Genomic DNA, 19,518 nt, shown 5'->3' with positions numbered 1-19,518 from the left:
ATGATGTGACGCGACCGGCGTCAAGCCCCCGACATGGGGTTTAAAGTCCGGATTGCAAGTTTGCTGCCTCAGTAACGATGGGCGTGCAGCCCGGCGATGCTGCCCAGGCCCACCAGCCGCAGCAGCGCCGCCACCAGGTGGTTCAGGGCGCGGAATTCGATGCGGCCGCCGGACGGCTGAAGGCGGGCCAATAGCTGGGTGGCCGCCGTGAACTCGATGCGCGCCAGCCGCGAGCAGTCGAATACGGGGGCCGGACTGCTTATAGCGTAGTGCGCGATGTCGGCAAGTAAAGCGTCGTCGTCGGATTTAATGACTTCCGGCAACACAAAACGGTCGCCTGCGCCGCCTGCGGCGGGTGCGGGGGCGTCCGGCAGCTGGACCGGGGGCACGAATGGCGGCGGCGAGACTTCGAAGGTCACGCAATAGTCCATGCTCGCCTCCTCGAACTCGCGTTCATGGTTCTGCAGGCGCAGCAGTTCGAGCAGCAGCAGCCAGGGCGCTTCGCCTTCTTCGCGGCCCGTGCGCAGGCGGGCCGACAGCGACGCGGCGCCGCGCAGCGCCAGCTGCAGGCCGGGCCGTTCGATCTCGCGCAGCGCCTGCAGCAGCAGTGCGCAGCCGACCGGTTCGGCCCGGGTGACGCCGCTCAGGTCCAGCTGCAGCAACTGCGCACTGGCAGCGGCCTCGCGCAGCCGGCCGATCTGGTCGGCCGCTTCTTCGTTCAGAGGGCCGCTCAAGGCGGCGTGCGCCGTCGGGCCTGAGTGGGCGCTCGCTTTGCGTGGCGGATTCCACGGCGGCGGCGAGGTTTCGAAGGTGCCGGCGTAGTCGATGGACAGGCTGTCGAAATCCTCCTGCCGGCCGAGCACCTGGTACAGGTCGAACAGCATCCACCACAGCATCCGGTCCTGCGCGCCGAGGCCGTCGCGCAGCAGCTGGGCCGCGGCCTGGGACTCGCCGCTGGCGTACAGGATGGCGACTTCTTCCACCAGCGGCGCGCTTTCCGCGGCCGCGGCCTGGGCCGGCGTGTCCTGGTCTTCCAGCAGTTCGGTGGGATAGTGGTCGTCGTCGGCCGCAGCGGGGCCGGGCGGACGGGGCGGGCGGCGGAACACCGGTTCCGGCTCATCGAAGATATCGGCCGCCATCGCCGCCTCGATGGCGTCGATCTTCATGGCGGTGGCGCGCGCGATCTCGCGCAGCAGCTCGGCCTGCGACAGCCGCTCGCGTTCCTGCTGGCTATTGGCGGCACGGCGGGCCGCGGCCTCGTCGTCATCGACGCCGCTCTCGCCCTTCTTCTTGAATTTGGAAAAAATGCCCACGCCCAAGTGTAGCCGATGGCGAAAAAAAAGCATGCGCGCGGCATGCTTTTTCGTGCGGCAGCGGCGACGCTCAGTCGCCGTACAGCTTCTGCTTCAGTTCGCGGCGCTGCTGGGCTTCCAGCGACAGCGTGGCGGTTGGACGGGCGATCAGGCGCGGAATGCCGATCGGCTCGCCGGTTTCTTCGCACCAGCCGTATTCGCCATTGTCGATGGCCACGATGGACTGCTGCACTTTTTTCAGCAGCTTGCGCTCGCGGTCGCGGGTGCGCAGTTCCAGCGCATGCTCTTCCTCGATGGTGGCGCGGTCGGCCGGGTCCGGCACCAGTACGGTCTCACGCAGGTGTTCGGTGGTTTCGCCAGCGTTCTTGAGGAGGTCTCTTTCCAGCTGCTGCAGTTTGGCCTTGAAGAAAGCCAGCTGCGCTGCGTTCATATAGTCCTTCTCGCTCATTTTCAGAATCTGTTCTTCCGTGAGCAGCGGAGCTTCAGCGGCGGGGGTCGATTTATTAGTTTTGGTCATGACTTCGCTTACCTTCGATACGACAGAGTTTTCAAATAGCAGATGTTCGGCGACATCTGGCCCGGCTCAGCCGGTCCCCACACAAAACCGGGTTAGTTTATACCAAACATTGTTCCAAACCGCGAATAAACACGTCTTTTGGTAAATTTTTGCCAATAAACACCATTTTGCTGCCACGAACGTCGTTTTCGCCCCATTTGGCGCCCAGGTCGCTGCCCATAATCTGGTGCACGCCCTGGAACACAACCTTGCGTTCCGCGCCTTGCATCCACAATACGCCTTTGTAGCGCAACATGCGAGGGCCGTACACGTTGATCAGCCCGCCCAGGAATTCGTCCAGCTTGGCTGAATCGAAGGGGCGCTCGCTGCGGAAGGCAAAAGCGGCGATCTCGTCAGTATGATGGGAATGGTGATGATCGTGCGCATGACTGGGATGGTCGCAGTGTTCGCCGTGCTCATGATCGTGGTGGTGATGGTGTTCGTGTTCCTCCGCGGCCAGGAAATCGGGGTCGATTTCCAGCTTTTCGTTCAGGTTAAAGCCTTTCAGATCAAGCACTTCCGTAATCGGCGCCTTGCCGAAGTCGGAACGGCTGATGGGCGCGCGCGGGTTCATGCGCTTGAGGCGGGCGACCAGGGTATCGATAGCGGCCTCGTCCACAAGATCGGACTTCGACAGCAGGATCTTGTCGGCAAAGCCGACCTGGCGCTGGGCTTCCTCATTGTCGTCCAGCTGCTGCATGGCGTGACGCGCATCTACCACAGTCACGATGGCGTCCAGCATGTAGTTGCTGCCGACCTCGTCATCCACGAAGAAAGTCTGGGCCACCGGACCCGGATTGGCCAGGCCCGTGGTTTCGATCACCACGCGGTCGAAGCTGATTTCGCCGGCGGCGCGGCGTTTCGCCAGGTCGCTCAGACCGATGATCAGGTCGCCGCGCACGGTGCAGCAGATGCAGCCGTTATTCATTTCAACGATCTGCTCGCGGCTTTCCTGCACGAGGATTTCGTTATCGATATTTTCCTGGCCGAATTCGTTTTCGATCACGGCGATGCGCATGCCGTGATTTTCCTGAAGGATACGATTCAGCAGGGTCGTTTTACCGGCGCCGAGGAAGCCGGTAAGAATAGTGGTGGGAATCAGTGCCATGACTTCTTGCAAGGTTCAGAATCGGTCGATTATGCCGGAATTTCAATTCGGCTGTCCAACGGGCGGCATTGATATGAATCAGCTTCCTATTTGATTTTAGCGCGTGGATGCGCCTTGTCATACACCTGCGCCAGATGCTGGAAGTCCAGCGCCGTATAGACCTGGGTGGAGGTAATGCTGCTGTGGCCCAGCATTTCCTGCACCGCCCGCAAATCGCCGGACGACTGCAGCACGTGGGAGGCGAAGGAATGCCGCAGCATATGGGGATGGACGTGCACCGGGGCGCCGGTGGCCAGGCTGTGCTGCTTCAGGCGCATCTGCACCACGCGCGGCGACACCCGGGTGCCGCGTTCGCTGAGGAAGAGGGCGCTGCTGCCGTCCGCCGGAGCGGGACGCACGGCCAGCCAGGCATCCAGCGCCGCCAGCGCGGCCTGGCCCACCGGCACCCGGCGCATCTTGCTGCCCTTGCCGGTGACGACCACTTCGGCATTGTCGCGTTCCAGCCAGCCGAGCGAGGCCGGCTGCCCGCCTTCCGCCTTGCAGAACTGCAGGTCCAGCCCGCACAGTTCGGAGACCCGCAGGCCGGAGGAATACAGCAGCTCGAACATGGCCAGGTTGCACAGCTCGGCGGGCTCGCTGCCGGCCGCCGCCTTGCGCGCGGGCGTCGACACCAGCTGCACGGCGTCGTCTACCGCCAGCGCCTTCGGCAGGGTTTTCGGGCGCTTGGGCGCCTTCACGCCTTCCACGGGATTGGCGGCCAGCGCGGTTTGCGTGCTCAGCCATTCGTAGAAGCCGCGCCAGCTGGACAGCTTGCGGGCGATCGAGCGCGCCTCCTGCCCCGTGCCGTGCAGTTTCGCCGTATAGCGGCGGATATCGAAATGGCTCAGCGCGGTCCAGTCCTTGCCCTCGCTCAGCGTGGCGAGCTCGCGCAGGTCGCGGCCGTAGGCGGCCGTGGTATGGGGGGACAGCTTGCGCTGCGAGCGCAGGTGTTCGAGCCACGCGTCAGCCCAGTCCAGCTTGCTGCGCGCGGCCGTCATGCAGGCCTCAGGCCGTCAGCGGGGCCAGCGCAACGCTGGCGGTTTCGGCGATGTGGACCAGGAAATCGGTCGCCATCAGGGCCGTGAAGCGTTCCGGATCGGGCGAACCCATGATCAGCAGGCCGAAGGCCGGCTCGCGCGTGCCCGGCGTGCGCAGCGCCAGGATCACGGTGGACTTGATGGTGTCCGCATCGTCCAGCCAGCGCACGGCCTCGAAATCATTGTTGAGGCCGCAATACGGCTCCAGCAGGCTGCTGGCGAACAGGCGCGCGTCTTCCGACGTGCCGGCGGCGAACCACTCGCCGGCGTATTGCGGGGCCACGTTGAACAGGCGCAGCGTGGCGGCCGGCACATTGAAGCTTTTCTTCAGGCCGTCGGCCACGGCGGCGGCCATGCCGGCGGGATCGCGCTCGCGCAGCAGGGTCTGGTTCCAGCTGTGGAAGCGGTTGGCGATGGTGGCGTTTTCCAGCGCGTTGCGGCTCAGCTCGGCGAGCCGCAGTTCCAGCAGCTTGTACTTCTCGCGCATCACTTCCATCTGCCGCTCCTGCAGCGACACGGCACGGCCGGTAAGCGGGCTGGACAGCTTAACGTCCCCCAGCAGGCTGGCGTGTTCTTCGAAGAAGTGCGGATGGTCTGCCAGGTATTGCGCGACAGTCAGGGAGTCCAGGTCAGTGCTCATTGTTTGTGAAATCGTAAGTGAGGCATTGCGCATTTTACCCGACAGGCAATAAAAAAGACGCCCGAAGGCGTCTTTTTCGCAAGGTGGTGCGCAACTCAGAAGTTGTGGTGGATACCCAGCGAGTAGTGCTTCTGGTTCACGTCCGAGGTCGCGGTCGCGGTCAGCGGGGTCTTCTTGTTGGCCAGGTCCAGGTACAGGTAGGTGCGTGCCGACAGGCTGTACTCGTAGCCCACCGAGATCTGCTTGGTCTTCAGCTGGCCGTCCGGCGACTTCTGGCCGTAGCCGGCCAGGAACTTGCCTGGACCGCTGGTGTAGTTCAGGCCCAGCACCCAGGAATCGGTGTCGTTGTTGAAGGCGACGGTATGGCCCTGGTCCTGCTTGACGATGGTGCCCATCAGCTTCAGGTTGGTGGTCGGCTTGTAGGAAGCGGCGAAGGCCCACAGGCTGGTCTCCACGGCATTGCGCTCGGTGGCAATCATCGCCGAGATCGGGCCCTGGGTATAGGTGGCGCTGACCGAGTATGGATTGGCGGAAGCCATGGAGTTGGCCGGATACTGCGGCGCGGCCGCGGTGCCGCGGCCAATGATGACCGGGTTGCCGTTCGCTTCCTTGCTGCCCACGTTCACGTTCAGCTGGAAGCCGTTCCAGACCGGCGAATTCCACCACACGGCGTTGGAGAAGCGGTTGGCCGAGTTGCCGGCCGGGCCCAGCGGATCGCTGGTGTAGCCCGCCACCTGCAGGTTGGTCATATAGCCGGCTACGTTAGGCTGGCCGGACCATGGCTCGAAGGCGATGGTCGATTCCTGGAAGGCCGTGAGGCCGCGGCCTGCGCGGATGGTACCGAAGGAGCCCTGCAGGCCCACGCGGCTCTGGCCCTGGAACAGCGGACGGCTGGTGTTTTCGATGACGCCGGTGTCCGGCTCATAACGGATTTCGAGGTGGAACAGGGCTTTCAGGCCGTTGCCCAGGTCTTCCACGCCGCGGAAGCCGAGCTTGTTGTTATCGCGCTTGCTGATTTGTGTCGCGGAATTGGCGGTATTGGTGGTTTTTTGAATGCCGGTATCCAGGGTGCCGTAAATAACCACCGAGGATTGCGCATAAGCGCCGCCGAATGCACCCATCAAGGCCAAAGCCACTAAGGATTTCTTCATTTTTCTTCCTTTATAAGAAATATTATCGGACAAAGATCCACAAAGCAGAGTGCGTCTCGAACACTCGGATGAACAAACCTTAATTGCTGCCACCGTCCAGTGCGCAGGATTGGTTGATTATGAGTGCAAGTATTGGTCAAAAGCGCCAGAAGGCCGATTTCCTGTTGTATTTCCGAAACGGTAAAACTACGTAGGTTTTGAGCTTCACAAATCCTCTTCACGATTCATCTCCATGTAAGGTTTCCGTCTTAGCGTAGGGGAAAAGCGGGTGTTCGGGATTTGCGCCAAATCAAGTCCTGGCGGCGGTGACAATAGCGGGCTGCCAACATTGCACCCGCCTTTATGGCAACATGGTCAGACCACAACAGCCGCCGCTGCAACGACAGCGGTGGCAATAAAAGCACTTTCTTGGAGCCGATCGATGGCGAATCGTGAGGAGCTGGCAGTGATCCGTGGCGCGCGATCAGGAGACCCCGCGTGCCAACTGAAACTTGGGCAGTTGTACCTGTTCGGCGGGGCAAGCCTGCCGCGCAGCATGCCGACCGCCTTGCATTGGCTAAGCCGCGCTGCGGGCCAGGGGCAGGACGCCGCCTGGCGCCTGATCGGCCAGCACATTGCTTTCGAATACGCGCAACACAGCCGCGCGGGCGTGCTGGACTGGTACGTGCGCGCCGCCGAGGCCGGCATCCACCAGGCCGCCATCACCCTGGCCCAGCTGATCCTGCTCGATCCTCCGCTGGAGCAGCCTGCGCTGCGCGAGCGCCTGGCGCCGCTGCTGGACGACGCGGCCCAGCATGGCCAGCACGACGCGCGCTGGCTGCTGGCCCAGCTGCGTCCCGTGCCGTCGCGGACGGCGCCGCCGCCCGCCTCCTGCCCCCTGTCCGAACCGCGCCGCGGCTGGCCGGCCGACGCCGGTGCGGAGGAAGCGCAATACGTGCTGCTGGAACAGATCTGGCAGGAACAGGAGCGCAGCGAATTCCTGCAATGCGCGCTGCCGCTGGCGCGCTGCGTGCTGGCCGAAGCGCCGGCTGACGCCATGGCCTGGCAGGGCACGCCCGCGCAAGTGAGCCTGCTGTCGCGTTGCGCCGAAGCGCTGGGCGACGCCGAATTCGACGAGGAAGGCGAGCAGCAGCGCATGCGCGAGCTGGCCGCCTTTGCCGGCGACCGCAATTCCCAGCTGGTGCTGGGGCTGGCGCTGGCGCGCATGAACTGCGAAGGCGAGCGCCTGCCTTCGGGCAGCGGCACGGTCAATTTCAAGCGCGCCATCCGCTGGCTCACGCAGGCGGGCGAGCAAGGGCTGGCGGACGCCTGGTATGCCCTGTCGCGCATCTATGTCAAACCGGAATTCTCGCAGCGCAGCGTCAGCGAGGCGCAAGCCTGCCTGGAGCGTGCGGCGGACATGGGCCACAGCGGGGCCCAGCTCGAATGCGGCATGCAGGCCTGGCGCACGCGCCGGGGCGATGAACTGAACGACGTACGCGCCGCCTACTGGCTGCAGAAAGCGGCAGCGCAAGGCAGCGCGGAAGCGCAGGCGGCATTGGACCGCATCGCCCCGCCGCCGCCGGAAGCCGGCTGGGCCGAGCAACTGCTGCCCCTGCTGACGCGCGAGCTGTTCAGCAGCCAGCCGCTGCTGGCAGCCCGCATCGAGCTGGCCTGCACCTTCAACCTCACGCGTGCCGAAGCGCTGCTGCTGGATGTGAAATCGGCCGACCAGGGGCATTGCCTGGTGGTGGACATCCGCGCCGCATACGGGCGCAGCAAGCGGCGGCTGGTGCTGGTGCGCAACGCCCAGCAGCGCCAGGCGCTGGACCGCATCGCGCGGCTGTTCGAGCAGGTCGACTGCAGCCTGGCCGGCCCCGAAGGCAACTACCGCCAGCGCCTCTACCGCTTCAAGACCTGGCTCCTCAGCACCGCCCGCGGCACCGAAGCCCTCGCCGCCTAGCGCAGACTGACACCATGGGGTCAGGCACCGCATGTCACTGACACAGGGGGCCTGGCCCCATGGTGTCAGTGGCGGGCTGATCAGAGGGTGATTTCGCCTTCGAAGACGGTGACGGCGGGGCCGGTGAGGTAGACGGGCTGGCCTTCGCCGGCCCAGGCGATCGAGAGCTGGCCGCCGCGCGCGTCCACCCGCACCGGGGAGTCCAGCAGGCCGCGCCGGATGCCGGCCACTGCGGCGGCGCAGGCGCCCGTGCCGCAGGCCAGCGTTTCACCCACGCCGCGCTCGAACACGCGCAGGCGGATGTGGTGGCGGTTCACCAGCTGCATGAAGCCCGCGTTCACGCGCTTGGGGAAGTGCGGGTGGTGCTCGATCAGCGGCCCGGTCAGCTCCACCGGCGCCGTGTCCACGTCGGCCACCACCTGCACCGCATGCGGATTGCCCATCGAGACCGCCGATACCAGCACGGTTTCCTTCTGCCCGCCCAGCTCCAGCACCAGCGGCCACAGCGTGTCGCGGCCTTCGGCTACGCCTTCCAGGCCTTCGGTGTCGAACGGCACTTTCCCGGGCTCGAGCACCGGCGCGCCCATGTCCACCGTCACGCTGCCGTCGTCTTCCAGGCGCGGCGAGATCACGCCGGACATGGTCTCCACCGAAATGCTGCGGCGGTCGGTCAGCCCTTTCTCCGACACGAATTTGACGAAGGCGCGCGCGCCATTGCCGCACTGTTCCACTTCGCCGCCGTCCTGGTTGAAGATGCGGTAGCGGAAATCGCAGCCTGGCAGCGAGGATCTCTCCACCACCAGCATCTGGTCCGCGCCCACGCCGAAACGGCGGTCGGCCAGCGCCTTCCACTGCACCGGGGTGAAGTCCAGCTGCTGGTTGATGGCGTCGATCACTACGAAGTCGTTGCCCGCGCCGTGCATCTTGGTGAATTTGAGTTTCATCGCTTGTTCGAATAGAAGGAAGGTTCGCCCTCGGGACGGGTCTTGAAGCGCTTGTGCGTCCAGAAGTATTCGGCCGGCGCTTCGCGCACGCGCTCCTCGATGAACTCGTTCATGCGGCGGGTGGCGGCAACCATGTCCGGACCGGGGTAATTGTCCCACACTGGATAAAACTTGACGCGCCAGCCACGGTAATCGGGCAGGAAGGTGGCGATCACCGGCATGACCTGGGCGCCGGTGGTGGCCGCAATGCGCGCCGTAGCCGTCAGCGTGGCGGCCTGGATGCCGAAGAAGGGCACGAATTCCGCGTCCTTCTCGCCGAAATCCATGTCCGGCAGCATGAAGTAGGGCAGGTGGTCGCGCAGTGCGCGCAGAATGGGCTTGATGCCGTCCTGGCGAGTGAACAGCTTCACCGGCTTGAAGCGCGCGCGGCCGTCGCGCAGCACCTTGTCGAAGGCAGCGTTCTTCTGCTGCACATACATGGAGGAGGCGCTGGCCTGCATCGCGATCGAGGCGCCGCCCACGTCCAGGCAGACAAAATGCGGGCACAGCAGGATGGTCGGCTTTTCCGTCATGGCGGCCACCGGAATCTGCCCCGGCGGCATGCCTGCGCTGGTTTCGATGACGATCAGCCGCTTCAGCCGCGCCTCCGACGCCCACCACAGGATGGCGCGCTCGAACACGCTGCGCGAATAGGCCTGGAAGTGCTTGCGCGCCAGCGCCCGGCGCTCGTCTTCCGACAGCTCCGGCATGCACAGGCGCAGGTTGGTCAGCGCGATTTCGCGGCGCGGCCCCATGATCACGAACAGCAGGCTGCCCACCAGGTCGCCGAAGCGGCCCAGCACCGGCAGCGGCAGCCAGTGCAGCAGCCACATAAAGCCCAGCAGGATCTTCATGCCGCCTCCGCAGGGGCTGCCACGCCGGCCGGTACCTTGTAGCGGTTATAGCTCCAGTAGTACTGCGCCGGATTGCGGGCAATCAGCTGCTCCATCGCCGCATTGATGGCGCGCGCCTGCTGGGCGCTGTCGCCTTCCAGCGAACCGGTAAAGGGCACGAAACGGATCACATAGCCTCGTCCCATCGGCAGCCGTTCGGCATAGGTCACGATCACCAGCGCGTCGCCCAGCTGCGCCAGCTTGGCCGGCAGGGTCATGGTGTAGGCCTGCTTGCCGAAGAATTCGGCCCACACGCCTTCGCCTTCCTGCGGCACCTGGTCCGGCAGCAGGCCGATCGGCTTGCCGCTCTTGAGGAACTTGGCCAGCTGGCGCACGCCGCCCATATTGGCCGGGGCCAGCAGCAGGTTCTTGCGTGCCCGGGCGCCTTCGATCAGGGGCTTCATTGCCTCTTTCTTGGGCGGGCGGTACATCACCATCAGTTCCTGGCGCAGCGCGATCTCCTGGGCCACGATCTCGAAACAGCCCAGGTGTGGCGTCAGGAACACGATGCCCTGCTTGTTATCCAGCGCGTTCTGCACCAGTTCCCAGTTGTCGATGGTGGCGCAGCGCGACACGCGGGCCGGGTCGGCGCACCAGATGAAGGGCAGCTCCGAAATGGCCTTGCCCGCCTCGGAAACGGCCTGCGGCAAGTGCTGCGCCACGCCGGCGCGCGTCATGTTTTCCCGCATGCGGCGGCGCACGGAAGGGGATAGCAGGTATACCAGCCAGCCCAGCGCCGAACCGAGGGCATGCAAAACTGGCAATGGAAAAACTGAAAAGAAACGGAAAATGGCTAGAAGCATTGAGGAGTCACCGGCAACGATTTTTAGCGTTGCTCTACCCAAAAATTTTTGAAGAAGCGTAAAATACCACGACAAGCAGTAACCGCCGAGTTAACAGACAACTTGCGAGGCGGAATATAAATATCGCTAAAGCGTCGCAGGACCCTTGTGGTGGTTGCGACCGTATTATCAACCAGACACACAGGAGCTTGCGATGTCTAACGATTACCTCTTCACTTCCGAATCCGTCTCGGAAGGCCATCCCGACAAAGTCGCCGACCAGATTTCCGATGCCATCCTGGACGCCATCCTGGCCCAGGACCCGAAGGCGCGCGTGGCCGCTGAAACGCTGTGCAACACCGGCCTGGTGGTGCTGGCGGGCGAAATCACCACCCACGCCAACGTCGACTACATCCAGGTCGCGCGCGAAACCATCAAGCGCATCGGCTACGACAACACCGACTACGGCATCGACTACAAGGGCTGCGCCGTGCTGGTGGCCTACGACAAGCAGTCGCCGGACATCGCCCAGGGCGTGGACGAAGGCGCCGGCATCGACCTCGACCAGGGCGCGGGCGACCAGGGCCTGATGTTCGGCTATGCCTGCGACGAAACCCCGGAACTGATGCCGGCCGCGATTTACTACTCGCACCGCCTGGTGGAACGCCAGTCGCAGCTGCGCAAGGACGGCCGCCTGCCATGGCTGCGTCCGGACGCGAAATCGCAGGTCACACTGCGCTACGTGGACGGCCGCCCTGTGGCCGTGGACACCGTGGTGCTGTCCACCCAGCACGCGCCGGAAATGCAGCACAAGCAGATCGAAGAGGCCGTGATCGAAGAGATCATCCGTCCGGTGCTGCCGAAGGAATGGCTGAAGGACACCAAATTCCTGGTCAACCCGACCGGCCGTTTCGTCATCGGCGGTCCGCAGGGCGACTGCGGCCTGACCGGCCGCAAGATCATTGTCGATACCTACGGCGGCGCAGCCCCGCACGGCGGCGGCGCCTTCTCCGGCAAGGATCCGTCGAAAGTGGACCGTTCCGCAGCCTACGCGGCCCGCTACGTGGCGAAGAACATCGTGGCCGCCGGCCTGGCGCGCCAGTGCCAGGTGCAGGTGTCCTACGCCATCGGCGTGGCGCGTCCGATCAACATCACCGTGTACACCGAAGGTACGGGCGTGATCGCGGACGAGAAAATCGCCCAGCTGGTGCATGAGCACTTCGACCTGCGTCCGAAAGGCATCGTGCAGATGCTGGACCTGCTGCGTCCTATCTACCAGAAGACCGCCGCCTACGGCCACTTCGGCCGCGAAGAGCCGGAGTTCAGCTGGGAGCGTACCGACAAGGTTGCCGCGCTGCGCGCCTCAGCCGGCCTGTAAGTGCTAAAGTGATAAGCGCCCGGATCCTCCGGGCGTTTTTCTTTCCAGAGGTGTTGCTATCGCTGCAAATCGTTTTGGCCGGATAGTTGGCGCGGCCCTGTTCTCCTTCGCCATCGCGGATATTGCTTCGGCCGCCACCGCTGACGAGCTGTGCGGCCGCCTGGGCGCCCGCTTGCCTGGCGTCTCGCGCGCCGAATGCGTGTCCAGCGGGCTGAAACCGACCGGCGCCCAGTCGCGCAAGGGCATGCCCATCCTGGTGCGCGAGATTCCCCCGGCGCCGGGCACGCAGGAGCCGCTGCGCGTGCTGCTGCTGGGCGGCATCCACGGCGACGAACTGACCTCGTCCGCCATCGTGTTCCGCTGGATGAACTGGATGACGCGGCCCATCGCCCGCAGCTTCCACTGGCGGGTGGCGCCCGCCGTCAATCCGGACGGCCTGCTGGCGCCCAAGCCCACCCGCACCAACGCGAGCGGCGTGGACCTGAACCGCAATTTCCCCACGCCCGGCTGGGAGCGCGAAGCGCCCGTGTACTGGGCCAAGCGCACCGGCAGCGACCCGCGCCGCTTCCCCGGCAAGGCGCCGCTGTCGGAGCCGGAAAGCCGCTGGCTGAGCGAAGAGATCGAGCGCTTCAAGCCGGACATCATCATTTCCGTGCATGCGCCCTACGGCGTGCTCGATTTCGACGGCCCGGCCCCGGTGCCGCAGCGCTTCGGCCGCCTGCGCTTCAACCGCGTCGGCGTCTATCCCGGCTCGCTGGGCAACTACCTCGGCCTGTACCGCAACACGCCGGTCATCACGCTGGAACTGTCGCACGCCCAGAACCTGCCCGCGCCCGCCGAGCAGCAGCGCATCTGGGCCGACATGCTCAGCTGGATCCGGCAGAACGTAAACCAGACTTCCTGACCACGCGCAGCAGGCCGAACGCCACTGCCCCGCCCAGCATCAGGAGCCAGGCATCCGGCTCGGGCACCGGCGGCACCGTTTCAAGCGTGAATGCGCTGAGATGGGCGACTGCCGTGTACCACACATCATCGGGCCCCTCCGGCCGCTGCACAGTGAGGCCGAACGTGCGCATATCCGGAGGGGTCGCCAGTAGCTGTGCGAGTGTCGGTATGCGGTGCGGAGGCAAGCCGTTCATCGAAGGCCCTCGGAAGACGGTGGCAAACTCCACGATGCTCCATCCGGCATAGTCCCACTCCGCGCTGCTGTCCGGATTCATGAAAGGGCCGCTGGTGAGGTAGAGAGAGTTGCCGGAAAGGCCGCCAATGCCGCCCTGCGACCATAAATGCTGGCCCCCGATCATCGTGTCGGTGGCATGCACCCTGATCGGCGTGTCCGGCGCTCCGCTTTCCAGAATCCAGCGGCTGGTGATGGTGGTGCCGATGACGAACAGGCCGGGCGCAGGCTGTCCGGTATCCGTGTTCTCGAACACCTGGGCGATGACGGCGGTATAGCTGAGGATTTTGACCTCGGCGCGAGCGCCCCAAGCGCAGACCATGAGCAGGAACGCGAGAAAGAGGGGAAGTTTTTTCATCGGTCAGCCTGTCGCGCGGAGTGATAAAAAAATGATAACTTCATGGCGGGTGCGTTTCAATTGTGTGCTGCTCCTTGTTGGATTCGGCAGACAGATGGGTGTAAAATGGCCGCTCTCCGAGGAGCGTTGCGACAAATCAACTGATTTGCCAGGCTCGGAATCTTCTGCAACCGCGCTCACGAACTTTTTTCAACTTACTGAAAGGAGGGCGTGATGAACGCCGGACTCAAACAAGACTACATCGTTGCCGATATCAGCCTGGCTGACTGGGGCAATAAAGAAATCAAGATCGCTGAAACCGAAATGCCGGGCCTGATGGCGATCCGCGAGGAATTCGCCGCCAAGCAGCCGCTGAAAGGCGCCCGCATCACCGGTTCCCTGCACATGACCATCCAGACCGCAGTGCTGATCCAGACCCTGGAAGCGCTGGGCGCGCAGGTGCGCTGGGCTTCGTGCAATATCTACTCGACCCAGGACCACGCCGCCGCCGCCATCGCCGCCAACGGCACCCCGGTGTTCGCCATCAAGGGCGAAACCCTGGACGACTACTGGGACTACACCCACCGCATCTTCGAATGGCCGGGCGAAGGCGTGTACTCGAACATGATCCTGGACGACGGCGGCGACGCAACCCTGCTGCTGCACCTGGGCGCGCGCGCCGAGAAGGATATCTCGGTGCTGGACAAGCCGGGTTCGGAAGAAGAAATCTGCCTGTTCAACTCCATCAAGGCCCACCTGGCCAAGGACGCGAACTGGTACTCCAAGCGCCTGCCGCACATCCTGGGCGTGACCGAGGAAACCACCACCGGCGTGCATCGCCTGTACCAGATGCACAAGGAAGGCAAGCTGGCCTTCCCGGCGATTAACGTGAACGACTCCGTCACCAAGTCCAAGTTCGACAACCTGTACGGCTGCCGCGAATCGCTGGTGGACGGTATCAAGCGCGCGACCGACGTCATGATCGCCGGTAAAATCGCCGTCATCGCCGGCTACGGCGACGTGGGCAAGGGCTCGGCGCAAGCCATGCGCGCCCTGTCGGCACAAGTGTGGGTAACGGAGATCGATCCGATCTGCGCCCTGCAGGCCGCGATGGAAGGCTACCGCGTTGTCACCATGGATTACGCCGCCGAACACGGCGACATCTTCGTGACCTGCACCGGCAACTACCACATCCTCACCGAACAGCACATGCTGAAGATGAAGGACCAGGCCATCGTCTGCAACATCGGCCACTTCGACAACGAGATCGACGTCGCTGCGCTGAAGAAGTACAAGTGGGAGAACATCAAGCCGCAGGTGGACCATGTGATCTTCCCGGACGGTAAGCGCATCATCCTGCTGGCCGAAGGCCGCCTGGTGAACCTGGGCTGCGGCACCGGCCACCCTTCGTACGTGATGTCGTCCTCGTTCGCGAACCAGACCATCGCGCAGATCGAGCTGTTCTCGAACACCAAGGCTTACCCGGTGGGCGTGTACACGCTGCCGAAGCACCTGGACGAGAAAGTGGCGCGCCTGCAGCTGAAGAAGCTGAATGCGCAACTGACCACGCTGACCGAAGAGCAGGCCGCTTACATCAACGTGAAGGTCGAAGGCCCGTACAAGCCCGAGCACTACCGCTATTAACCCCTGGGTCCCCGCCTGCGCGGGGACGACGCCGTCGCTCCCGCGCAGGCGGGAGCCCATGCTTCGTCTGAGGTTCTACTATGCGTTTGGTCCTGACCTGGTTTATCAACGCCGCGGCGCTGTTCGCAGTGCCTTACCTGATGCATTCCGTCGACGTCACAAGCGTTGGCACGGCCCTGATTGCGGCGCTCATCCTGGGCCTGGTGAATACCTTGATCCGCCCGCTGCTCCTGCTGCTTACGCTGCCTGTGACCGTGCTGTCGCTGGGCCTCTTCATCTTCGTCATCAACGGCTTCATGTTCTGGATGGTGGCGAAAGTGGTGGACGGCTTCCATGTGGACAGCTTCTGGGCGGCGATCGGCGGGGCGCTGCTGTACAGCGTGATCTCCTGGGCCCTTTCCACTCTTCTGTTGAAAGACGCCGATGGCAAGTCATAATTTCAGTATCGAGTTCTTTCCGCCCAAGACGGCGGAAGGCGCCGAGAAGCTGCGCGCCACGCGCGGCAAGCTCTCCGAACTGCATCCCAAATATTTTTCCGTGACCTTTGGCGCGGGCGGCACCACCCAGCAAGGCACGCTGGACACCGTGCTGGAAATCCTGGCCGCCGGTGAAGACGCCGCGCCGCACCTGTCTTGCGTGGGCGGCACGCGCGAATCCATCCGGGCCATCCTGCAGCAGTACAAATCGCACGGCATCAAGCGTCTGGTGGCGCTGCGCGGCGACCTGCCAAGCGGCTATGGCGCCGGCGGCGAGTTCCGCTACGCGAACGAGCTGGTGGAATTCGTGCGCGCCGAAACGGGCGACTGGTTCCATATCGAAGTGGCGGCCTATCCCGAAGTGCACCCTCAGGCGAAATCGCCGCAGGATGACCTGCAGGCCTTCGTGCGCAAGGTGAACGCCGGCGCCAACGCCGCCATTACCCAGTACTTCTACAACGCCGATGCATATTTCCAGTTCGTTGACGCGGCGCAGAAGGCGGGCGTGAACGTGCCGATCGTGGCCGGCATCATGCCGATCACGAACTACACGCAGCTGATGCGTTTCTCGGATATGTGCGGCGCGGAGATCCCGCGTTGGGTGCGCCTCAAACTGGCCAGCTTCGGCGACGATACCGCATCGATCAAGGCTTTCGGCCTCGATGTGGTCACGCAGCTGTGCGAACGCCTGCTGGCGGGCGGTGCGCCGGGCCTGCACTTCTACAGCATGAACCAGGCGGCGCCAACCACGGCGCTGTGGGAACGGCTGGTTAAAGCGCCTCAGTAATGATGCGGTCAAGCGCGATGTCGTGCGCATCGCTGCCGAAATCCGCCATCAGGCAGGAATAGGCAATCCCCACCGTGGCCGGACGCGGCGCTTTTGCCAGCGTCCGGTCATAAAATCCCCCCCCATACCCCAGCCGGAAGCCGTCGCGGTTGTAGCCGAGGCAAGGCACCAGCAGCGCAGCCGGCGGCGCATCCATGCGCAGCTGCGCGGGCACGGCGATGCCCATCGCGTCCTTCACCATCGCTTCGCCGATCTCCCAGTCCGCGAACTCCAGCGGCGCATCGCGCTGCACCACCACCGGCAGCAGCAGCCGCGCGCCGAGCCGCGCCAGCTCTGCATAGGCGGCGCTCAGGTCCGGTTCGTCGCGCAGCGGCCAGTACACGCCCAGCGCCTGCACACGGCTCTGCCGCCACCATTCCACGATGTGGCGGCAGATATCCGCATCCCATTGCGCCCGCGTTTCGGGCGGAATGGCGCGCCGCGCGGCCAGCAGTTCCTTGCGCAAAACGGCCTTCGCATCTGCGCCTGTCTGTGCGTTGGAGGCTGGTAGCGCACTGTTGTTGCGTGGTATTCTTGAATCGCTGGTCATAATGCTGAATTACAGAGAGAGTCGTACATTGATTTCCAAGTCGAAATGGATAGCCGGCGCACTGTTCGCAACGGCCTGCCTCGCCGCCGCACCGGCCATCGCACAGGACAGCGACAGCAAAAAGGAAGATGACGCCTTCCTGCTCCTGCGCGACTCGGTGCGCCGCGACGATGCTTCCAAAGCCGAGTTCTACGCAGCCCGCCTCACCAGCTATGCCATTCCATCGTATGTTGATTATTATCGGCTGAAATCGCACCTGCGCGATGCCGGCGCGATGGAAGTGCTCGACTTCCTGAAAAAATACGAAGGCAGCGCCATCGCCGACCGCATGCGCAACGACTGGCTGCTGGAGCTGGGCCGCAAGCGCGACTGGGCCATGTTCGACCAGCAGCGCCCCCTGTTCGTGCTGGATGACGACCTGCAGGTGAAGTGCTATGCGCTGCTGTCGCGCCTGAGCAAGGGCCAGAACGTGGCTGCCGAGGCGCGCGCGCTGCTGGTGGATCCGCCGAATTACGGCGAGGCGTGCGGCGCGCTGATCGCGTCGCTCGCGCAGACCAGCCAGTTCAGCGCCGAAGACCTGTGGGCGCAGGTGCGCCTGGCGGGCGAGCGCAATGCGACCGGCCCCGCGCGCCGCACCATCATGCTGCTGAACGGCTCGGACAAGAAAATCGCCCAGGCCATCGACCTGCCCGCCATCGCCCTGACCAAAGGCGCAGGCAGCACAAAGGCCGATCACGAAACCTTCCTGGTCGCCGTGGGCCGCGCCGCCAAGACCAGCGTGAAGCTGTCCGTGCTGGCGCTGAAAAAGGCCATGCCGAAGCTCACGCCGCAGGAACAGGCCATCGGCTGGGCCAATATCGCGCTCCAGGCGTCCTATGTGATCGATGGCGACACCATGGACTACTGGCGCAAATCGAACGGCGCACCGCTGTCGATCGACCAGTTCCAGTGGAAGGCGCGCTACGCGATGCGCGAGGGCGACTGGCGCCTGCTGCGCCAGACCATTGCCGCCATGCCGGCCAGCCTGCGCGCCGACCCCACCTGGATTTACTGGAATGCACGCGCGCTGGCCGCGGAAGCACGCAGCAACACGCCGGAGGTGCTGGCGCTGTACCGCAGCATCGCGGACCGCTCCGACTACTATGGCCTGCTGGCGGCCGAGGAGCTGGGCCGCACGGTATCGATCCCTGCGCCGGGCGCACCGCCCACGCCGGCCGAAATGGCTGCCATTGCCGCCAATCCCGGCATCCAGCGTGCGCTCAAATTCTTCGACCTGCGCCTGCGCTTCGAAGGGACGCGCGAATGGAATTGGGAAGTGCGCCGCCTGAGCGAGCGCGAACTGATCGCAGCCGCCGAATATGCGCGTGAAAAGCATATCCTCGACCGCATGGTCTACACCTCGGAACGCACCCGCGTGCAGGCCGATTACAGCCACCGCTATCCGGCGCCGCATGACGACATCATGCAGCCCACCACCAGCACCCTTGGCCTGGACCGCGCCTGGGTCTATGGCCTGATCCGCCAGGAGTCGCGCTTCATCATGAACGCGCAGTCCAGTGCGGGCGCATCGGGCCTGATGCAGGTGATGCCTTCCACCGGCCGCTGGGTCGCCAAGAAAATCGGCCTGACGGACTTCGTGCAGGACATGCTGACCGACGTGCGCACCAATATCCTGCTCGGCGCGAACTACATGAACATGGTGCTCGGCAGCATGGACGGCTCGCAGGTATTGGCCACGGCTGCCTACAATGCAGGGCCGGGACGCCTGCGTTCCTGGCGCTCGACGCTGACCAAGCCGATGGACGCCACGGTCTTCATCGAAACCATGCCTTACTATGAAACGCGCTCTTACGTGAAAAACGTGATGACCAACGCGACCTATTACGCTGCCCTGTTCGAAGGCAAACCGCAGTCGCTCAAGGCGCGCCTCGGCACCGTGACGCCGAAAGGCTATACCGAACAGGAACAGCAGCAAACCTCCTTCAGCAGCCGCTAGACCATGTCCATGCACACCACACAACTTGATCCCACCCTGAGCCAGACCCTGGCCGCTGCCCGCGCACCCGGCCTCACGCTCGTTATCGGCAACAAGAACCTGTCTTCCTGGTCGATGCGGCCCTGGGTGGTGCTGAACGCGTTCCAGATTCCCTTCCAGGAAGTGCGCGTGGCGCTGGACAAGCCGGACACCTCCAACAATATTTCGCGCTACTCGGCCAGCGGCCGCGTGCCGGTGCTGCTGGCCGGTGAAACCACCATCTGGGACAGCCTGGCCATCTGCGAATACCTCGCCGAGCAGTTCCCGGACGAACACCTGTGGCCGCGCGACGTGGCGGCGCGCGCGATGGCGCGTTCCATCTGCGCCGAGATGCATTCCAGCTTCGCCAGCCTGCGCAGCACGATGCCGATGAATATCAAGGGCAGCTTCCCCGGCCAGGGCCGGGCGGCGGAAACCCAGGCCGATATCGGCCGCATCAGCGAGATCTGGGAAGAATGCCTGAGCCGCTTCGGCCGCAATGAATACCTGTTCGGCGATTTCTCGATCGCCGATGCCTTCTATGCGCCTGTCGTCACGCGCTTCAAGACCTATGGCGTGGTGCTGCCGCCTGTGCTGAACGCCTATTGCGAGCGTATCCGCAGCCATCCCGCCGTCGCACGCTGGATCGAGGAAGCGCTGGCCGAGGAATGA

General features: G+C 64.2%; 19 protein-coding genes and 1 riboswitch. Of the genes, 8 read left to right on the top strand and 11 right to left on the bottom strand.

Going from position 1 to position 19,518, the window contains the following annotated elements:
• Window positions 1-68: 68 nt before the first annotated feature.
• The 6 genes from ACJRPG_RS10575 to ACJRPG_RS10550 all read right to left on the bottom strand — a co-directional run bounded on the left by ACJRPG_RS10575 (window position 69) and on the right by ACJRPG_RS10550 (window position 5,844).
• Window positions 69-1,313 (bottom strand): STAS domain-containing protein, encoded by a 1,245-nt coding sequence (locus ACJRPG_RS10575; protein WP_408000042.1) that lies wholly within the window; start codon window positions 1,311-1,313, stop codon window positions 69-71.
• Window positions 1,314-1,383: 70 nt separating this feature from the next.
• On the bottom strand, window positions 1,384-1,830 hold the full coding sequence (dksA, locus tag ACJRPG_RS10570; RefSeq protein WP_408000041.1) for an RNA polymerase-binding protein DksA: 447 nt from the start codon (window positions 1,828-1,830) through the stop codon (window positions 1,384-1,386).
• 97 nt (window positions 1,831-1,927) lie between these two features.
• A complete protein-coding gene (locus ACJRPG_RS10565; protein WP_408000040.1) occupies window positions 1,928-2,977 on the bottom strand; it encodes a CobW family GTP-binding protein in 1,050 nt (349 codons plus the stop codon).
• Window positions 2,978-3,063: 86 nt separating this feature from the next.
• Window positions 3,064-4,014, bottom strand: coding sequence for a tyrosine recombinase XerC (gene xerC, locus ACJRPG_RS10560; protein WP_408000039.1), 951 nt, complete (start codon window positions 4,012-4,014; stop codon window positions 3,064-3,066).
• Between the two features lie 7 nt (window positions 4,015-4,021).
• On the bottom strand, window positions 4,022-4,693 hold the full coding sequence (locus tag ACJRPG_RS10555; RefSeq protein WP_408000038.1) for a DUF484 family protein: 672 nt from the start codon (window positions 4,691-4,693) through the stop codon (window positions 4,022-4,024).
• A 95-nt stretch (window positions 4,694-4,788) separates the two neighbouring features.
• A complete protein-coding gene (locus tag ACJRPG_RS10550) occupies window positions 4,789-5,844 on the bottom strand; it encodes a porin (RefSeq protein WP_408000037.1) in 1,056 nt (351 codons plus the stop codon).
• A gap of 421 nt (window positions 5,845-6,265) precedes the next feature.
• Between ACJRPG_RS10550 and ACJRPG_RS10545 the strand changes: the two genes are divergently transcribed.
• Window positions 6,266-7,786, top strand: coding sequence for a tetratricopeptide repeat protein (locus ACJRPG_RS10545; protein WP_408000036.1), 1,521 nt, complete (start codon window positions 6,266-6,268; stop codon window positions 7,784-7,786).
• An 80-nt stretch (window positions 7,787-7,866) separates the two neighbouring features.
• Here ACJRPG_RS10545 and dapF read toward each other — a convergent pair whose 3' ends face one another.
• From dapF to ACJRPG_RS10530, 3 genes are read right to left on the bottom strand one after another with little or no spacing between them, the layout of a single operon-like run.
• Window positions 7,867-8,730 (bottom strand): diaminopimelate epimerase, encoded by an 864-nt coding sequence (gene dapF / locus ACJRPG_RS10540; RefSeq protein WP_408000035.1) that lies wholly within the window; start codon window positions 8,728-8,730, stop codon window positions 7,867-7,869.
• Entirely contained in the window at window positions 8,727-9,623 is an 897-nt protein-coding gene (locus ACJRPG_RS10535) for an LpxL/LpxP family acyltransferase (RefSeq protein ID WP_408000034.1), read from the bottom strand. The genes dapF and ACJRPG_RS10535 overlap by 4 nt, the downstream gene beginning before the upstream one ends.
• Window positions 9,620-10,465 carry a lysophospholipid acyltransferase family protein gene (locus tag ACJRPG_RS10530; protein WP_408000033.1) on the bottom strand — a complete coding sequence of 282 codons (846 nt, stop codon included), beginning with the start codon at window positions 10,463-10,465 and terminating at the stop codon, window positions 9,620-9,622. The genes ACJRPG_RS10535 and ACJRPG_RS10530 overlap by 4 nt, the downstream gene beginning before the upstream one ends.
• A gap of 193 nt (window positions 10,466-10,658) precedes the next feature.
• Here ACJRPG_RS10530 and metK point away from each other — a divergent pair, with 193 nt between their 5' ends.
• Both metK and ACJRPG_RS10520 read left to right on the top strand, forming a co-directional pair.
• A complete protein-coding gene (metK, locus tag ACJRPG_RS10525) occupies window positions 10,659-11,822 on the top strand; it encodes a methionine adenosyltransferase (RefSeq protein WP_408000032.1) in 1,164 nt (387 codons plus the stop codon).
• A 172-nt stretch (window positions 11,823-11,994) separates the two neighbouring features.
• Complete coding sequence (locus ACJRPG_RS10520; RefSeq protein WP_408000031.1) at window positions 11,995-12,726, top strand: M14 family zinc carboxypeptidase; 732 nt, start codon at window positions 11,995-11,997, stop codon at window positions 12,724-12,726.
• Here ACJRPG_RS10520 and ACJRPG_RS10515 read toward each other — a convergent pair.
• Window positions 12,689-13,357 carry a hypothetical protein gene (locus tag ACJRPG_RS10515; protein WP_408000030.1) on the bottom strand — a complete coding sequence of 223 codons (669 nt, stop codon included), beginning with the start codon at window positions 13,355-13,357 and terminating at the stop codon, window positions 12,689-12,691. The two genes, ACJRPG_RS10520 and ACJRPG_RS10515, sit on opposite strands and share 38 nt — an antisense overlap.
• Window positions 13,358-13,469: 112 nt before the next feature.
• Window positions 13,470-13,542, top strand: a riboswitch (S-adenosyl-L-homocysteine riboswitch).
• Window positions 13,543-13,570: 28 nt separating this feature from the next.
• Here ACJRPG_RS10515 and ahcY point away from each other — a divergent pair.
• The 3 genes from ahcY (at window position 13,571) to metF (ending at window position 16,243) form a co-directional block, all read left to right on the top strand.
• Entirely contained in the window at window positions 13,571-14,980 is a 1,410-nt protein-coding gene (gene ahcY / locus ACJRPG_RS10510) for an adenosylhomocysteinase (protein WP_408000029.1), read from the top strand.
• An 80-nt stretch (window positions 14,981-15,060) separates the two neighbouring features.
• Window positions 15,061-15,417: a phage holin family protein gene (locus tag ACJRPG_RS10505; protein WP_408000028.1), complete on the top strand. Its 357-nt coding sequence runs from the start codon at window positions 15,061-15,063 to the stop codon at window positions 15,415-15,417.
• On the top strand, window positions 15,404-16,243 hold the full coding sequence (gene metF, locus ACJRPG_RS10500; protein ID WP_408000027.1) for a methylenetetrahydrofolate reductase [NAD(P)H]: 840 nt from the start codon (window positions 15,404-15,406) through the stop codon (window positions 16,241-16,243). Before ACJRPG_RS10505 ends, metF begins: the two co-directional genes overlap by 14 nt.
• Here the strand turns inward: metF and ACJRPG_RS10495 are convergent.
• Window positions 16,227-16,748, bottom strand: a complete 522-nt coding sequence (locus ACJRPG_RS10495) for a 5-formyltetrahydrofolate cyclo-ligase (RefSeq protein WP_408000026.1) — start codon at window positions 16,746-16,748, stop codon at window positions 16,227-16,229. The genes metF and ACJRPG_RS10495 overlap by 17 nt on opposite strands.
• A 112-nt stretch (window positions 16,749-16,860) precedes the next feature.
• Between ACJRPG_RS10495 and ACJRPG_RS10490 the strand changes: the two genes are divergently transcribed.
• The gene (locus ACJRPG_RS10490) at window positions 16,861-18,828 is read left to right on the top strand and encodes a lytic transglycosylase domain-containing protein (protein ID WP_408000025.1); all 1,968 of its coding nucleotides are present in this window, start codon (window positions 16,861-16,863) and stop codon (window positions 18,826-18,828) included.
• 9 nt (window positions 18,829-18,837) lie between these two features.
• A complete protein-coding gene (locus ACJRPG_RS10485) occupies window positions 18,838-19,518 on the top strand; it encodes a glutathione S-transferase family protein (RefSeq protein ID WP_408000024.1) in 681 nt (226 codons plus the stop codon).

Origin of the sequence: Pseudoduganella rhizocola (assembly GCF_045984285.3) — a bacterium.
GTDB lineage: Bacteria > Pseudomonadota > Gammaproteobacteria > Burkholderiales > Burkholderiaceae_D > Rugamonas.
The sequence above is the reverse complement of the archived record's forward strand: the minus strand, read 5'-3'. Positions and strand labels throughout refer to the sequence as shown.

Excerpts from the sequence above, each read along its gene's own strand:
- dksA (WP_408000041.1), bottom strand. The coding sequence starts at position 1,830 with ATGACCAAAACTAATAAATCGACCCCCGCCGCTGAAGCTCCGCTGCTC.
- ACJRPG_RS10565 (WP_408000040.1), bottom strand. The coding sequence starts at position 2,977 with ATGGCACTGATTCCCACCACTATTCTTACCGGCTTCCTCGGCGCCGGT.
- xerC (WP_408000039.1), bottom strand. The coding sequence starts at position 4,014 with ATGACGGCCGCGCGCAGCAAGCTGGACTGGGCTGACGCGTGGCTCGAA.
- ACJRPG_RS10555 (WP_408000038.1), bottom strand. The coding sequence starts at position 4,693 with ATGAGCACTGACCTGGACTCCCTGACTGTCGCGCAATACCTGGCAGAC.
- ACJRPG_RS10550 (WP_408000037.1), bottom strand. The coding sequence starts at position 5,844 with ATGAAGAAATCCTTAGTGGCTTTGGCCTTGATGGGTGCATTCGGCGGC.
- ACJRPG_RS10545 (WP_408000036.1), top strand. The coding sequence starts at position 6,266 with ATGGCGAATCGTGAGGAGCTGGCAGTGATCCGTGGCGCGCGATCAGGA.
- dapF (WP_408000035.1), bottom strand. The coding sequence starts at position 8,730 with ATGAAACTCAAATTCACCAAGATGCACGGCGCGGGCAACGACTTCGTA.
- ACJRPG_RS10535 (WP_408000034.1), bottom strand. The coding sequence starts at position 9,623 with ATGAAGATCCTGCTGGGCTTTATGTGGCTGCTGCACTGGCTGCCGCTG.
- ACJRPG_RS10530 (WP_408000033.1), bottom strand. The coding sequence starts at position 10,465 with ATGCTTCTAGCCATTTTCCGTTTCTTTTCAGTTTTTCCATTGCCAGTT.
- metK (WP_408000032.1), top strand. The coding sequence starts at position 10,659 with ATGTCTAACGATTACCTCTTCACTTCCGAATCCGTCTCGGAAGGCCAT.
- ACJRPG_RS10515 (WP_408000030.1), bottom strand. The coding sequence starts at position 13,357 with ATGAAAAAACTTCCCCTCTTTCTCGCGTTCCTGCTCATGGTCTGCGCT.
- ahcY (WP_408000029.1), top strand. The coding sequence starts at position 13,571 with ATGAACGCCGGACTCAAACAAGACTACATCGTTGCCGATATCAGCCTG.
- ACJRPG_RS10505 (WP_408000028.1), top strand. The coding sequence starts at position 15,061 with ATGCGTTTGGTCCTGACCTGGTTTATCAACGCCGCGGCGCTGTTCGCA.
- metF (WP_408000027.1), top strand. The coding sequence starts at position 15,404 with ATGGCAAGTCATAATTTCAGTATCGAGTTCTTTCCGCCCAAGACGGCG.
- ACJRPG_RS10485 (WP_408000024.1), top strand. The coding sequence starts at position 18,838 with ATGCACACCACACAACTTGATCCCACCCTGAGCCAGACCCTGGCCGCT.